Here is a 16,035-nt window from a genome sequence, read left to right on the forward strand (position 1 = left end):
GCTAGAGCACAAGGCATTTTAAACAAGCGGTAGCGCGATCGCAAATTCTGTTCCTTCTGCCAATACCGAATCACAATTGATACTCCCCAGCCCACTCCGGGACGGGGATTTTTGAAGAGTCCAGATGCGAACTTTTAAAGGCGAAATCAAAGCGCCCCTACTGACTCCTTTTAGGCATAGCCCTAAAGTTGCCGCTACTTTTCGCAAAATGTTCGCAGCGCCATTGCAGTCTGCATTAATTTTGCTTCCATCTTTTGACCGATATAATCCACGATTAACGCGCTTTCCAGATTCTTTCCACCCTTCAGTTTTTTCACCGAACTTAGGCAATTCATCCGAATCTAAAAAACTTGCCTTACTTGTATAGCTTTCTTCTGTTTCAACAAACTGAATACCATACTGTTCACAAAGCTGGAAAATCCTATCTTTCAACCGAGCGGTAGGGATTTGCACAAAACTTTGATTGGTTTTGCTACCAAGATTTATTTCTTGACGCATCCCCTTGTTCCAGCCGAAAACGATTGTGCCTATTTGATTTTCGAGACAGTGGCTTAATACTAATCTAGCCGCTTTATTGACTGCATCTCTGACCTGCCTGTTTCGCTTTTCTGTAAGGAGCGCCAATCTCTTAGACCAAAAACCTTGAGGTCTATGCTCTTTAATCGCTGCAACCCGCTTGTTATACCATTGATTTAATGATTTTAAATGCCGTCCATCTACAATAAAACTTGTTCCCGCATTGGAAACACAAGTTAACCAATTATTTAACCCTGGATCGATACCCAGAGCTTTGTTTGTATCTAATTTAATCGCTGTTGACTGAAGCTGGTAGACAAACTCGGCATAAAATTCGCCATTTCTTGGCAAAATGCGAATCTCTCTAATTGTTTTGTAGTCTAGGTTAGACGGCATTGGCAAATAAAATTCACCAATCCCAAACCACAATTTAACCTTACTACCTAATGGGAACCTTAATTGCCCATTCTTTAGCTTTACATCTGCTTTTGGGAAGGTCACAAGTTTTAAGCTGTTTTTGCGATACTTCGGTAGTTTAGGATGTTGCGTTACTGTACCACTTTTGATTCCCTTCAGCAATCCAATATATGACTTGAAAGATTCCGCAACACTGGTCAACGTCTGTTGGGCAACATGGGAATACAGCGCTTTAAAGTGCAGATTTTCTTTGAATAATTTGTGCAAGTCATACTTGCCCGGAATCTTCCCGGTTTTGAAATACAATTGCCGACAGTAGTAAGTCCCAGAGTTGGCTAGCTTGTTTGACTCTTCGCATACAAACTCTAGAACGCTTCTTAACTCTCGATTTGGGCTAATTAAATTTTGCTGGCAGCCATAATTAGACATTTTTTTGAGTCTCAATGTACTGTTTAATTACTGTAATGGGCGCACCGCCAACAGTTGCAATGAAGTAGCTATTAGTCCATAACGTTGGTAATCGACTTTTTAAACAAGGAAATTCTTGACGGAGGTATCTAGAGGATCGTCCTTTCATGTATCTGATTAGTTTGGCAATCCCAAACTGAGGATCGCACTCGATTAAGAGGTGAACATGATCTGGCATTACTTCCATTTCTATCAATTCACTATTAAACTCAGTCGCAACTTCTAACAATATTTCTTTTAGTCGGGCATCGACACCTTCAATTAAAACTTTGCGACGATATTTTGGACACCACACAATATGGTATTTACACGAGTAGACGACATTTTTGTTGGATTTGTAATTAACGCTCATATTATAGTTATACAGCATTAACCTGTATATGGTGCAAATCTTGCATTAAGATTTATTAAATACGCTTAGGCGGTTGAAACCGCCGCCGACTTATCCCCGTGTCGTTAGCCAGGGGCTGGCGTCTCGTTCTTCGGTCAAACTTCCAAGGAGAGATAACCCACTATGGCTACTGTGCCGGCAATTTCTACAAGAAAAGGAACGAGCAGAGCGGTTCGGAGAGGAAGTTGGCTGAAAATTCGCGAGAGAGGTAATACCATTTTAGATTTTAGATTTTAGATTTTAGATTTTAGATTTGGGAAATTGTTATCAATTTCTAATTCCCGCTCGCTGTTTTTATAAATACTCATGTTAGTAATCTCCCGCCCGCTCAAACTCACTAGCCGATTTGATTTTTGTGGCAATATTTTTGTTCCAGTTTCTGAGGGTATTGTCGGAGACTTGCAGGATTTTAGAAGCTTCTAGGCGGGGTGAAAGAGCGGGTCATTGTATTGATTTGGAGGTTCTACGGCATTTTCCTACTTTATTGAATGAATTTGATTACTTTGAAGTTACAGTTCGCGATCGCAAAAGTAACGTATTTCTGTTATTGTTCGCGCTCGTCTCGAAATCTCAAAGCCTTGCCACACAGTCATCATGCGCCCAAGATTGACTTATTATAATCTATCGCAACTGCCAATACATCCGTTAGATCTAAATTGCTCGTTGCCGAACTTCCTTTTTCCTTGTGCGATAAGAACGATCGCCCTTTTAGCAAATTCTATATTCACTGTCAACCAGCACGGTTGAGCTAGCCCGATCGGGTTAGCTCAAATGAGTGTCACTCAAAAAAGTGACTGGTAACTAACTTGTACCCCCGGTTATCAATAGATATAGCGAGGGAAAAGCAAAAAACAAAACTTTTGTGCTCGCACAACCTACTTAGATAAACACATGGAAATTTCAACTTTTGAACTATTGGCAAAGCCCATCGCACCTCCAGTGCCCACCGCACCAGAACTCACTCCAGTGCTTCGCCGAGTCGTTCAAGGATACTTTCTCACCATCTCTAATCTCGAAGCGATCGACTTGCGATATCGGATTGAGTTTGCCGTTAGTTTGCCCGTACCGCCAGATCCTAATAAAATCCCGATCGACGGCGTTAACGTTCGCTTAATTATTGACGTTGAAGGCGCTAACACCTTTATACCTCTGACTCAGATCGGATCTAGCAACATATATCGCGGGTTTTTCAGAATACCTGCTGGCAAAACTGCATCTGTTGAATTGTTACCTCTTGTGCCAGCAGTTCTCACTTCGGGTAGCCTAGAAGTACGGGGATATGTCTCGCTGTTTTTGCAGCCCCGCCGCTTCTTTCCAGGCCCCGTACCTCCAACCAAACAAGGAGCCAGAGTGTTGCTGAATCCAGAAATTCGGGGTACTTTTTTGCCGAATGGTTTTCCAGGTGTGGTTGGGGATCTAGACTTCGATCAAATTAATTACACTCTGGCGATCGCTAGCGGAAAAGCATTGAATGTGCTTCCTCCGGCAATCTCTGGGCCAATTATTATCGATCCACCAATCATACTGCCGGTTTTGGAAGAGTTGCGCGATGGTAATTTGGAGTTAGCTAGTTCAGACGCAGACAATTCAGAAAAAGCTCAAATGCTAGTACAACTTCTGGCGGAACTTGAACCAAATGAGGCCAATTTGAAGGCGCTAAATACCGTGATGAACAAGTTCGATATTCCCGTTAAAATGTCTCACTGCTAGAAAAGAAGGGAATTATCCACCAACTCTATAGGGTGGGAAATACCTAAAATCTCTGGTATAGCAGTTCTCAAGTAGGTGAGGTACGTTGTTGGGCTTGGGCCCTCTTACCATAGGTTATACGGTAAGCTCGCAGACACGCCAACAACTCAGATCGCAGTCATACCTCACCTATCTGAGAAAGGCTATAGCCTTTCTCAAAAAGATGAGGTATGAATGACAGCTTATATAAGCACTAAACCTATAGGGCTCGCATCCCAACAACGTACCTTACCTATCTGAGAAAGGCTATATGTAGGGTGCGCTCCCGCCGCGCACCTTGCTGCTAGTTTGTAGTGAGGACTTCAGTCCTCACTACAAACGTTAAAAATCTAAAATGGTATGAGGATTATTCGGATGCAACCAGTATTTAAGTTTCAGCCAATTTCTTTTAGTTGGGTAGCGGTTCACCCCCAGCCAAAAGGTGTCATTCAATTTATAGGTGGCACTTTTTTTGGCACTTTTCCTACTGTATTTTATCGAGATTTCTTAAAAAAGTTGTTTGCAGATGGCTATACAATTGTTGCTTTGCCGTTTAGGTTTAGTTTTCGCCACTGGCCGATCGCAGTTAGTTTATTGCAAGAACAGGAGATACTTAGGAAAGAACTAACGGAAGTTGCGAAAAAATTGGGTTGGGAGTCGGATATTTATCAAGAGCGATCGAGCTATTTTTGGGTGGGTCACAGTTTGGGATGCAAGTACATCGCTCTTTTAGAGTTTTTAAGCGATGCCAATTGGCAAAATATTGCGAATCAATGTTATGGCCAAGATGAAAACCGACAGATTCAAAAGTTAATCTACAATAGCAGTATCGAGACACCTTCAATTAAAGGTCAACCCTCTTTATTAATTGCTCCCGATATCAGCAACACCGAGAGTGCAATTCCGATTCGAGCCCTCGCAGTGCTGTTAGACAAACTAGGTTTGGGAGTGCGGCCGACAAGAGCAGAAACTCAGTGTTTTATTGCTAGCAGTTCTTTGTTTAATTTAACTGCACTGATTTCGTTCGATCGAGATGACATAGCAGGCTCAGTTAGGGATATTGACAAAAGTTTGGAAGTACAAAAAAACAGCGATGTGCTGTGGTTGGTTGAACAGTTGAAAGCTAGAGATTTACCAGTTTTAACTCGGGAAATAGAAGGCACTCATTTATCCCCTATCGCTATCGAAACTGGCAATTATATTGTTGGGTTAAATCATTTTAATGCCTTCATCAAGCCGATTAAATACCGATTGCTTGAAGCTGAATGCGTTAAATTTTTAAGCGCTTTGAAGCTCAAGTCCGCACCCAAGGTCGATCGATAATATCACATCCGATTGCGCGATCGAGCGACTGGGCACAATGTAATATTTTTTATACCGGAAGTTCGATCGCAAATTCTGTCCCTTCACCCAGCACAGAATGGCAGATTAACTTGCCGCTGTGGGTTTCTTCTACGATAGACTTAGCGATCGCCAATCCCAATCCCGTCCCCTTGCCAACCTCTTTCGTAGTAAACAGATGGTCGAAAATCCGCGATTTTACTGAGTTTGGCATACCAGAGCCGTTATCTTTGATACTAATTTCTACGGTAGAAAGGTCGATCGACATTTGAGTAGAAATAATAATTCGCTCAGGATCGGCTTCTAATTCCGCATAGGTTCGCCCAACGCACGCTGCATCCAAAGCATCGATCGCATTGGCGAGAATATTCATAAACACCTGATTTAATTGTCCGGGAAAACAATTAATTTCTGGCACATCGCCGTAGTTAGCAATCACTTCAATGGCTGGACGCAGATTATTTGCCTTGAGGCGATGGCGCAAGATCAGCACTGTGCTGTCAATACCTTCAGCCAGGTTAAATTTCTGCTTTTTATCGCTGTCGGCGCGGGAAAAAGTGCGGAGGCTTTGACTAATAGATACGATGCGATCGCCCCCATCCTTCATGGATTTAACCAGTTTGGGCAAATCTTCCCGCAGATATTCTAGATCGATCGTGTCTAGAGATGCCTCAATTGTCGGGCCGGGTTCGGGGAACCGTTGGCGATATAGATCGATCAAATCAAATAGATCGTTAATGCTATCTTCCACAGCACTGACATTACCTACGACACAAGCAATGGGATTGTTAATTTCATGAGCAACACCCGCCACCAGTTGTCCCAGAGTGGAGAGTTTTTCTTGCTGCACCAATTGCAATTGGACTTTCTCCAACTCATCGGTACGTTGTGCCACTCGTTGTTCTAAGGTGTCGGCTAGTTGCTTTAGACGCCAGTGAACTTTCACCCTTGCTAATACTTCCTGAGGTTCAAAAGGTTTGGTAATGTAGTCCACCGCCCCCAAGGATAAGCCTTGGATTTTATTCTCCGTATCTGCCAAAGCCGTCATAAAAATTATGGGGATACCTTGAGTAGCGGGGTCTGATTGGAGGCGGCGACAGGCTTCAAAACCGTCCATTTTGGGCATTTGCACGTCGAGTAAAATTAGGTCTGGGTGAGCATAGGCTACCATAGCTAGGGCTTCTTCACCATCCACTGCCATGCGAATTTTGTAGTTGGCGGATTTCAAGGTTTTGGAGAGGATAGACAAGTTGGTGGGATTGTCATCCACAATCAAAATAAAGGAATTGCTTGAGTCAATCATAGTTTCTAATACTACACATTAAGCGAGATACTGCTGAATAAATGCCCGTAGTTGTTTGATCTCGCACGCCTCGGCCATCTGGATAAGTTCTCGGACAAAAGCGGCATTATCCCCATCGGAAATTTGCTGGGCGACTTCCATCACTCCCTCTAAATCGCCCATTTTGGCTAGTTGAGCAAGTTGGGTCAAAATGGCGTCAGATGGCGGCTTAATTTCTTGAGCTACATCCAACTCCCAAAGTTGCTCGTCTTTGGGATCCTGATAAATCCACTCTAACTTTAAATACTTTTGCACTTGTTCTAGCAATATTTCAGCTTGGATGGGTTTGGGTAAGAAATTATTGCCCCCCGCTTTAATGCTATTGAGGCGATCGATCTCAAAGACACTGGCTGAAGAAACCAGCACAATGTGATGTTGTAGTTCTGGATGCGATCGCAATGAGTGCAAAAACTCAAACCCGTCCATGACTGGCATGGATAGATCGGTAATAATCAAATCCGGTGCAGTCTGTAAAACTTGCTGGAGTCCTTCTTGTCCGTCGCTAGCTTCAATAATTTTAAAACCAATTGGTTCCAAAAGATTCAGCAATACCGAACGATTTTCCCAGCGGTCATCGATCAATAAAATTTTGCGTCGTTTCCCAGCATAGCCTAGGATAGTTCTCTGAGAAACAACTCTCGAATCCGCAGCCCAATCCTTCTCTTCGGGCAATTCTACTTCAAAGGAGAAGGTGCTACCTTCCCCGGAAATACTTTCGACTTTAATTTCACTACCCATCAAGGAGACAATTTTATGGCTAATTGCTAGTCCTAATCCAGTACCTTCGGATTGTTTTTTGATATCACCTACCTGTTCAAATGGCTGGAATATCTGCTCTAGTTGTTGCGGGGTAATTCCGACTCCGGTATCTTTTACTGAGAAACGGAGAGTGCAAAAATCCGGTCGATCCGTTGTTTCAACTCTCTCAACTAAGAAGGTCACGCTGCCTTGATTCGTGAATTTAATGGCATTACTCAACAGATTAATTAGTACCTGACGCAAACGCTTTTCATCCGCCAGGACTCCCATAGGTAAGTTATCATCTGGGAGAAAGTCGAAGGTAATTCCTTTTTGTTGCGCTCGAATACTGTTGATTTCTACAACGCTTTGGAGAAAGGAAGGAAAGTAGAAGGAGGCGGGATAGATTTCTAGTTTACCTGCTTCGATTTTAGAGAGGTCAAGGATATCGTTAATTAGGGTGAGCAGGTGGGAGCCGCACTGGTAGATGATGTTAACGCCGTTACTTCCTTTCGAGGTGAGGGGTTCGCTGCGTTGCAGAATCTGAGCGTAGCCGAGGATGCCGTTAAGGGGTGTGCGGAGTTCGTGGCTCATATTGGCGAGAAATTCGCTTTTGGCGGCGTTGGCGTTGTCGGCTAATTCCTTTGCTTGTTGAAGTTCTAGGGTACGTTCGGCAACGCGAGCTTCGAGGACTGTGAAGGAGGTTTTGAGTTGCGCTGCCATTTGGTTGAACGATCGCGCTAACCCTGCTAATTCTTTGATATCGTTAATCTCGACTGTGCGATCGAGTTCACCCGTGGCAATGGCTTCACTGGCTTGTTGCAATTTCAGAATCGGATCGGCAATCCATTGGGAAGTATATATACCGAGAACGGTTGCCAAAACCAACGCACCCAAACAGAGGATAATTGTGGTGCGAGTGTTGGCATTGATTTGTGCCATGAAAGTTGATTCAGGGACTACAATGACGCCGATCCAATCGATACCTCGTTTGTCGTTAATAGTTGAAATTTGAATAAACTGACGTTGGTTTCCCAGCATAAAATCAAGCTGCTGACTTTCGGCAATGTTGTTAAAAGTGCCAAGTCGTTCGAGGATTGCTTGGGCTGTTTGACGCATTACATAATTTTCAGACTTGACGGCAGGAATTTGTTGTAATTCATTTTTTTTGCGATCTATAATATAAGGCTCTTCGATCGTGGAACTTGCAATCAGGTTGCCCGATCGATCGATGATAAACGTTTGTCCTGTTTGATTCACCTGTAGATTGTTGAGAAAGCTATGAATCTTGCTAATCCGAAAAATATTGTTTTGAACTCCTAATAAATTTCCATCGCTGTTGTAGATCGGCTGGGTTAGAGCAATTGTCGCCTTCTTCGTCGTCTGGCCCAAGTAGGGCTGAGATGTCCAGATTGGTTTTCCGGCTTTCAGTGCAGCTAAATACCAGGATCGAGTCCGAGCGTCAAACATTGGTTGAGTTTCTATCAACCTAGTCCGTTGACCTCGATCGCCCAGACTGTAGATTTGACGCTGAGGCAGATTCGCTTTGTCACCAACCCGAGAAACGATGCCATCCTTTAATGTATCCTCTAAGGTAATACTTGTGCCATCAGTTAAAGCAATTTGCATGAATTCGACAGTATCTTGGCTGACCAACCGCCAAAAAGTCCGTTCTAGTTTGGTGACATCTGTTAAATCTAACCGCCCTTCTTGACCCGCGGCCACGATCGTTTGCCCTACAATATAAGGCTTGTCTAGATAAGCCAGGACTTGCAGGTTGAGGCGATCGCTAATCTCTTGACGCAACTGACTGGAAACATCATTTACTGCTTGCTGTCCGTTACGCAGCGACAGATAACCAGTCAGTCCGACTGCGGCAAAGATTTGCAAGACAAACGGAACTACGAGTACAAGTCGTAAAGGTAGAGTTTTAGCGGAATTCGCGTTAGATTTCATCATAGGTAAGTCGATTTTAGATTTATTGCCACATTGAATCTGCGAGGTTTGGTGCATCTGGCGCAAGGCGAATATATCCGTAGGGGCGAAGCATGACCGCAATCAATATGAGATTATAACTAATAACTTATATGCGGTCATGCTTCGCCCTCTTCCTTGCGCCAGATGCACCCGGGAGGTTGAGCTTTGGTCTCCAGGTTTTATGTTCACAGGCGATCGTACCCTGACCTTTGCCACCAATGGTTCGATCGCTATTCCCTATTTTAAGCTGCGATCGCAAGCCATTTTATTAACTTTTACCATAAAAAATTGCTTGAAAGCCTCTCACGAGTGAGGGAGAAATTAAAATCAGACTATTCATTACTCCAATCCTCGGACTTCTAGGTAGAGGTCGCTCTCAAACTGTCAACTGTCAACTGTCAACTGTCAACTGTTACAAACTCAGTACCTTCACTTAGAGTTGATGCCACCTCGATAGTCCCCCCGTGTTTTTCTTCTACGATCTGTCGGGCGATCGCCAATCCTAACCCAGTGCCTTTTCCCACACGTTTCGTGGTAAATAAATGATCGAAAATGTGGGATTTTACTTCTGACGACATTCCTTTTCCGTTATCCGCGATCCTCACTTTTACACCTTCACTTTCCAGGTTCGTCCGAATCTCGATCCGATTGGGATGAGCTTTAATCTCAGCAAAACTGCGTCCTGAATTAGATTCATCTAGCGCATCGATCGCATTCGCCAGAATATTCATAAATACCTGATTTAGTTGTCCGGGGAAACAGGCAATTCCCGGAATTTTGCCATATTCGGTGACAACTTCAATGGCGGGACGATGTTCGTTACCTTTGAGACGATGCCGCAAAATTAGGACTGTACTATCGATGCCTTCGTGCAGGTTGAATAACTGCTTTATATCGCTATCGTTACGGGAGAAAGTGCGGAGACTTTTGCTAATCGATGTAATGCGATCGGCCCCATCTTTCATCGCCTTGATTAATTTTGGTAAATCTTCCCGTAAATATTCCAGATCGATCGCTTCTAATTCGTCTTCAATTTCCGCATCGGGTGTAGGAAACTTTTTCTGATAGAGATCGATAACTCCAAATAAGTCGTTAAGAGCATCCTGTACCGCACCGACATTACCGACAATGCAGCCCACGGGATTATTAATTTCGTGGGCAACACCAGCAACTAAATTACCCAAGGCTGACATCTTTTCACTTTGAACCATATGTAATTGAGCTTGCTGCAATTCTTGTAAAGCCTGTTCTAAGGCGTGGGTTTTTTGTTGAATAATGGTTTCTGCATTTTTGCGATCGCTAATATCTCGCACAATACCTTGGAGTCCTATAGCATGACCTTCAGTATCTTTGATGGGAGTCATGTTTAGTGTTACCCACAGATAGCTGCCGTCTTGGCATAGGTGACGAAATTCTATATCTTGCTGGTTCGTGCCTTGCTCAAGCGCAACTTTAGCCGGTGCCAGCGCCATTTCTAAGTCATCGGGATGAATTAAATATGTTAAGGATTTTCCAACCCAATCAGACGGGGGGAATCCAAACATCGTCTCAAATTGGGGAGAGAGGTAGGTAAAGATGCCATCTGCCTGGGCAGACCAAATCATGTCATTTGCCCCTTCCACCAATCTTCGGAATTTAGCCTCACTCTCAGCCAGGGCAGCTTCAGCGTGTTTGCGATCGCTAATATCTCGGAAAATTACTAGCGCATGACGCTTGCCGTTGTAGTCACAGGAAGTTGCTTTAATCTCAATGTCAAAAATTGTGCCATCTTTGCGGATACATCGCCCGCGATGATTAAAAATCTGCCCGCCTCGGATAGTCTCAATAAATTTGGCAAATATGGAAAGTTCTTCAGCTATCACAAAATCTGGCGGAGATAAAGCCAGAAACTCTGCCTCAGAATAGCCAAATATTTTACATACAGTTGGGTTGATCGCAATTGTGATACCTGTCTCTAGATCGACAATTGAGAGTCCATCTGTGACTGATTCAAAAATGCTGCGATACTGTTTTTCTTGTTGAGCTAATTTATCGGATTTCTCTTTTTCTCGCTGATATAGCTTGGCATTTTCGATGGAAATAGCGGCTTGAGTGCAGAGAAAGTTAAGAGTCAGGATGCGATCGCGCGTAAACGCACCACTGGTTCTTTTATTTTTCAAATATACAATGCCACGTAATTGACTTTGATGCAAAATAGGCAGACACAAAATGCTCTTGGGCTGTCGCTGGAGTAAATACTCGTCAATCACTGGCAAATCAGTCTTGAGATTGTCGATGACAACCACTTCCTGCGTGTTTTTGACATACTGAATTAGTTTGATCGGCAGAGCCTCATGCCCCTCCAGGGGAGTAGCGCTAATATCGATTTCATCGAGAGTTGCGATGACTTGGACATACCATTCCCCAGCTTCATTGGGAACTATCATCACGAAGCGTTCAGCCCCAGAGTTTTGTAAAATGATTTGGCTGAGTTGATGCAGGAGCTGCTCTAGTTGAATGGTTTCAGAGAGGCTTTGAAAGGCTTTGAGGAGCGTGGCAAAATCCAGAGCGGTGTTAATGCTCGTGCTTGAAGACTGGGTAGGATTGGTAGAGGTGTTAATAGAGGAATGAGGCGCAAGAGCAGTAATTGTTGTCAGTGTTTCCAAGATAGTTAGAGATTCGGTACCTGCATAGAGAATGGGGCGCAGTAAATTGGGATAACGATTTTCTAAGTCATCGGTTTTGGCTTTGGCTCCCCAACGGGCATAGCAGTAGTAAGCTTCTTGCATATAGCCGGAGGCGACTTTTTCTTTGCCCCAATCTAGATAGAATTTGGCTGCAAGTTCGTTGGCGAGGGCTTCTTCTTGAATGTATTTGTTGGCTTTAGCTCCAGAAATGGCAAGATCGTATAGATCGATCGCTTCTATTCTTTCACCCAGCACTCGCCGATACTCCGCTGCCACCAGATCGTATTTATGTTGGAAGTTCATCGGAGCTTGGCTAGCCCTTTGTTCAAGCTGTGTGAGTTTGCTCTGAATGCGATCGCCCAATGCAGATTTTTCTGGCTGCGTGCTGGGTTCAAGAGCCAAATCTGCTAGCACCGCATAAAATTCGGTGACAATAGCAACAAGCTGAGTCCGCGTAATCGGATCGCAGCGATCTAGTAGGGAAGCAATGCGTTGAGCGGTGTGATAATCACCAAAAAGATAGCTATAAACGAGCTGATTGTGAATGTAATAAATAAAGACAGGAATTCCCGGATTCATCTGTTCCCAATCGCTCGGGAAACTGGGTGCAGGAATTTTCCCTTCTAAGCTCAAGATACCCTGGTGATTAGCTTGATGGATGGCGAAACCAATGCCAGCTTCTCCGATTTGCCCCATCCACTGGCTATACTTTTCCATTTCAACATGGACTGTTGCTAAATTGTTTCCAGCTAAATAAGCCAGATTACAGTAGTTAAAAGCACTATAAGTGGCGTGTTCATAATCACCAGTTTCTATAGCCAGGGTGTAAGTTTGTTGCAATTTTTCTACAATCTGATGTGCTGAAAAATGCCAATGTTGAGTAAAAAGATTTACTAAGAATGTGGTCATGGCCGCCAGTTCGCGGGCTTCGTATCGATCGATAAGTTGGAGTGCTAATTGTCCAAATTCATAGGCAGCGGTTTTATCTCCTAACATTCCACCCACTAACATCGCGTAGTTTGCATAACCATGAGTATGAGGAGCAGCATGACCATTGTCTAATCCAAGTTTGGTTTGTGCTAATACTAGCAGGGGGAACAACATCGGATCGCCTAAAAAGGCGGCGGGAGAAATTCTCAGTAATAGATAGCTGGCTGCCAGTTTGTAGGGATCGTCAATCGCTGGAGATTCTAATAAGTCCTCGATCGAGCGATCGGCAAGTTTAGCTTGTACTTCCTGCAAGCCCATGATGATATCCTGGGGCTGGGGCTGGGACGGAAAGGTGATGCCTAATGTCTCTAAGAGCGATCGCCCGAGAGCAATTGCTTCCGAAAAGCGACTTTGAAGTTTCAAGCCCTGCAAGCGAATGTCCTGCATCGGTAGGGCGATTAAGAAATCAGGGCTGTGTTGGAGTGCAGTGTCAATGCACCGATCCATCAACTCGAATTGACTGCACAGACAGGCGGCTTGGGCAAGGCCTTGATGCAGCTTGCGAGTCAAGGTATCCTGTCGATCCCAGCAGTCGGGTGGCAACAATTCGATGCCGGTGCGACAATAATCTACGGCAGCTTCGTAAGCAGTAGAGGCGATCGCTTTGTCACCTGCTTCTAGATTCAGTTGAGCCAACAGTAATTGTTCCGATAATTGGTTAATTAATGCTCTTCCCAAATTCAGTTGATTCACTAACAAAAATACTTGCTTTGCCCTGTTTGCAGATAAACTTTTAGCTAACAGTAATCTGCCAATTTTGAGGTGAATTTGGGATTTTTGATACTCAGGAATGAGAGAATAGGCAGCTTGTTGGATGCGATCGTGGAGAAATCTGTAGAGTGCAATCTGTGAATTTTCGACTAAATCCTGGGTTTCTCGTTGGATATAAAACTTGTAAACTTCACTTTGAGGTAGAATCAACCCTTCTTGCAAAGCTTGCCACAATGTTGTTGACGTTTCCGTCTCAGATTGCTCAAAGGCGATCGCCAGCGTCTTCAAATCGAATTCGTTGCCAATACAAGCAGCCAGTTTCAACACCGCTTGTGTTTCCAGTGGCAGTTTCTGCAACTGCAACGCCATAAACTCCACCACATCATCCGTGAGTGCCGCCTCCCGCACCCGGACAATATCGCATTCCCAATGTCCGACTTGGCTGTCAAACTTAATCAACTCATCCTGATGGAGTGCCTTGAGAAACTGAGTGGCAAAAAATGGATTTCCTTGGGTTTTTTGTGCAATCAATGCCGTCAACGGTTGCGCTAACGCCGTATCACAGTTGAGCGTATCTGCAACTAATTGATTCAAACTAGATTGGCTTAATGGCTTTAGGGCGATCGTACTCACAATTGCCTCAGTTTTGCTCACTGAATCCAAGGTCAGCATTAACGGATGGGCTCCGGAAACTTCATTGTCGCGGTATGCTCCAATCAGCAGCAAATAGCCTGTTTCCGATGCCATTAACAGTTGCATCAAATTCAGTGAAGCGGAATCTGCCCACTGCAAATCATCCAAAAAGATAACTAAGGGATGTTCTGGTTTTGTGAAGACTTGAAGAAACTTTTCAAACAATGAATTGAATCGATTTTGGGCGGCTGTTCCCGACAGTTTAGTGGCAACAGATTGTGTGCCGATAATTCGTTCCAGTTCAGGAATTACTTCAACAATTACCTGCCCATTTTCGCCAACCGCTTCTAGAATCTGTGTTTTCCAGGTTTGTAGTTGGGTGTCCGACTCGGAAAGCAGTTGCCCCATCAGATCGCGGAAGGCTTGCACAAAGGCAGAAAAGGGAATATTGCGATTAAACTGGTCAAATTTCCCTTTAATAAAATAACCCCGTTGCCGGACAATGGGTTTGTGAACTTCATTCACAACAGCCGTTTTGCCAATGCCAGAAAATCCAGAAACCAGGATCAATTCACCCCCCCTTTGTCTACCGTTGCTAAGGGTGGATGACAGGGGAGTCGCTACTCGATCGAATGCTGCTAATAGTTTTTGAACTTCGATTTCCCTGCCGTAGAGTTTTTCAGGAATCAGGAAGCGATCGCAAATATCCCGTTGTCCCAATTCAAAATGCTCAATTTTACCAGTTGCTTGGAGTTGAGCAAAACAAGTTTCTAGATCGTGTTTTAATCCTAATGCACTTTGATAGCGTTCTTCTGCATTTTTCGCCATCAACTTCATGACAATATTAGCAATTGCCTGCGGAATATCTACACTTTTAATTGTTGATTGTGGATTTGTTTCTTGTCGAAGAGATGGCGGTTGTTTGGCAATATGATAGTGAACTAACTCCATCGGATCTTGGGATTGAAACGGCAAATTTCCTGTCAGCAGTTCGTAAAAAGTAACTCCGAGGGAATAAAAGTCGGTTCGGTAGTCAACGCCTCGGTTCATTCGTCCTGTTTGTTCGGGAGAAATATAGGCGATGGTTCCTTCTAAAACGTTGGGATTATAATAAATTTCTTGCGTTTCTCGTGGCAGTAAAGAAGCGATGGAGAAGTCGATTAGTTTGATTTGCTTGGTTTGCGGATTAATCAGAATATTAGCTGGTTTAATATCTTTGTGAATGATGCAGTGGTTCCCAAGTATATCTAATGTATTGCTTAGGGCGATCGCTATTTGGAAAAACTCAACGAGAGATTTTACTGTTTTGCCTTTTCCAGTCCACTCTTTTAGAGAAATTCCCCCGAAGTCTTCGACAATCAGCGCATAGCCGTTGCGGTAGGGTTCCAAGCTGTAGGTTTGGATGATTCCGGGCAAGTTGAGGTTTTTGGCGATCGTGTACTGATTGCGAAATTGGACGAGTTCGCTGAAGCTGGGATACTCGCTATGCAAGACTTTGATGGCAACGGGCTGTTTGTCGTCTGTGCGGAAACCTCGATAAACTACGGTGCGAGTGCCTGAGTAAATGCGATCGATAATTTGATAGCCAGTTAGTTCTATCATAACGATAGTTATTTTTTTATTATTTTTGATCTAACTATTATAATCTAGTAATTATCCAATAATGCCAGTAAAAATACTTAAGAAAATAACAAAAACGATACCCAGTAATACCAATTTAATGTGAAGTTGCACATATCTCGATCCCCCTAAATCCCCCTTAATAAGCTATGCTTTATAAACATCTTTCTTAACAATAAATTTGACAAGAATCAACATCTGTGCTGTTAAACGATCTGGCGATCGCCCAGGAATGAGATTAAAATGATCGATCAATGGGTAAGGGAAGAATTAGAAAAGACTCAATTGGGAGATGCAAGAAGAACAAATAGATTCATGAAAATTGTTTCTAACTTGAGTGATAAACCAACATCCAGTGTACCTGAAGCTAGTGGTACATGGGCAGAAACTAAGGCTACTTACGATTTTTGGGATTCACCATATATCAAACCATCTCAGCTTAGGAAAGGACACGTAGATGCGACGGTTTCAAGAATTAAAAATCATCAAATTATCTT

General features: G+C 43.6%; 9 protein-coding genes. 4 read left to right on the plus strand and 5 right to left on the minus strand.

Annotated elements, in window-relative coordinates:
- Positions 1 to 18: 18 nt before the first annotated feature.
- Together JGK36_RS26555 and tnpA are read right to left on the minus strand one after the other, a co-directional pair.
- A complete protein-coding gene (locus tag JGK36_RS26555; RefSeq protein ID WP_293193326.1) occupies positions 19 to 1,362 on the minus strand; it encodes a transposase in 1,344 nt (447 codons plus the stop codon).
- Positions 1,355 to 1,753, minus strand: coding sequence for an IS200/IS605 family transposase (tnpA, locus tag JGK36_RS26560; RefSeq protein ID WP_293185733.1), 399 nt, complete (start codon positions 1,751 to 1,753; stop codon positions 1,355 to 1,357). The genes JGK36_RS26555 and tnpA overlap by 8 nt, the downstream gene beginning before the upstream one ends.
- Before the next feature lie 930 nt (positions 1,754 to 2,683).
- Here tnpA and JGK36_RS26565 point away from each other — a divergent pair.
- Positions 2,684 to 3,502, plus strand: coding sequence for a hypothetical protein (locus JGK36_RS26565; RefSeq protein WP_293198601.1), 819 nt, complete (start codon positions 2,684 to 2,686; stop codon positions 3,500 to 3,502).
- Positions 3,503 to 3,895: 393 nt separating this feature from the next.
- A complete protein-coding gene (locus tag JGK36_RS26570; protein WP_293185731.1) occupies positions 3,896 to 4,843 on the plus strand; it encodes a DUF1350 family protein in 948 nt (315 codons plus the stop codon).
- Between the two features lie 49 nt (positions 4,844 to 4,892).
- On the opposite strand, the gene JGK36_RS26575 is transcribed toward JGK36_RS26570, so the two are convergent.
- Together JGK36_RS26575 and JGK36_RS26580 are read right to left on the minus strand one after the other, a co-directional pair.
- Entirely contained in the window at positions 4,893 to 6,164 is a 1,272-nt protein-coding gene (locus tag JGK36_RS26575) for a response regulator (protein WP_293193323.1), read from the minus strand.
- 18 nt (positions 6,165 to 6,182) lie between these two features.
- Positions 6,183 to 8,900, minus strand: coding sequence for an ATP-binding protein (locus JGK36_RS26580; RefSeq protein ID WP_293198599.1), 2,718 nt, complete (start codon positions 8,898 to 8,900; stop codon positions 6,183 to 6,185).
- 199 nt (positions 8,901 to 9,099) lie between these two features.
- Here JGK36_RS26580 and JGK36_RS26585 point away from each other — a divergent pair, with 199 nt between their 5' ends.
- Positions 9,100 to 9,231, plus strand: coding sequence for a hypothetical protein (locus tag JGK36_RS26585; RefSeq protein WP_293201187.1), 132 nt, complete (start codon positions 9,100 to 9,102; stop codon positions 9,229 to 9,231).
- An 85-nt stretch (positions 9,232 to 9,316) separates the two neighbouring features.
- On the opposite strand, the gene JGK36_RS26590 is transcribed toward JGK36_RS26585, so the two are convergent.
- On the minus strand, positions 9,317 to 15,520 hold the full coding sequence (locus JGK36_RS26590) for a PAS domain S-box protein (protein WP_293201190.1): 6,204 nt from the start codon (positions 15,518 to 15,520) through the stop codon (positions 9,317 to 9,319).
- A 261-nt stretch (positions 15,521 to 15,781) separates the two neighbouring features.
- On the opposite strand from JGK36_RS26590, the gene JGK36_RS26595 reads away from it, so the two are divergent.
- Positions 15,782 to 16,035 (plus strand): transposase (locus JGK36_RS26595; protein WP_293193320.1); only part of this gene is annotated, 254 nt, incomplete at its 3' end.

The sequence above is a fragment of the Microcoleus sp. PH2017_35_SFW_U_B genome (assembly GCF_020737865.1).
Classification (GTDB): Bacteria; Cyanobacteriota; Cyanobacteriia; order Cyanobacteriales; family Microcoleaceae; genus Microcoleus.

Excerpts from the sequence above, each read along its gene's own strand:
- JGK36_RS26555 (WP_293193326.1), bottom strand. The coding sequence starts at position 1,362 with ATGTCTAATTATGGCTGCCAGCAAAATTTAATTAGCCCAAATCGAGAG.
- tnpA (WP_293185733.1), bottom strand. The coding sequence starts at position 1,753 with ATGAGCGTTAATTACAAATCCAACAAAAATGTCGTCTACTCGTGTAAA.
- JGK36_RS26565 (WP_293198601.1), top strand. The coding sequence starts at position 2,684 with ATGGAAATTTCAACTTTTGAACTATTGGCAAAGCCCATCGCACCTCCA.
- JGK36_RS26570 (WP_293185731.1), top strand. The coding sequence starts at position 3,896 with ATGCAACCAGTATTTAAGTTTCAGCCAATTTCTTTTAGTTGGGTAGCG.
- JGK36_RS26575 (WP_293193323.1), bottom strand. The coding sequence starts at position 6,164 with ATGATTGACTCAAGCAATTCCTTTATTTTGATTGTGGATGACAATCCC.
- JGK36_RS26580 (WP_293198599.1), bottom strand. The coding sequence starts at position 8,900 with ATGATGAAATCTAACGCGAATTCCGCTAAAACTCTACCTTTACGACTT.
- JGK36_RS26585 (WP_293201187.1), top strand. The coding sequence starts at position 9,100 with ATGTTCACAGGCGATCGTACCCTGACCTTTGCCACCAATGGTTCGATC.
- JGK36_RS26590 (WP_293201190.1), bottom strand. The coding sequence starts at position 15,520 with ATGATAGAACTAACTGGCTATCAAATTATCGATCGCATTTACTCAGGC.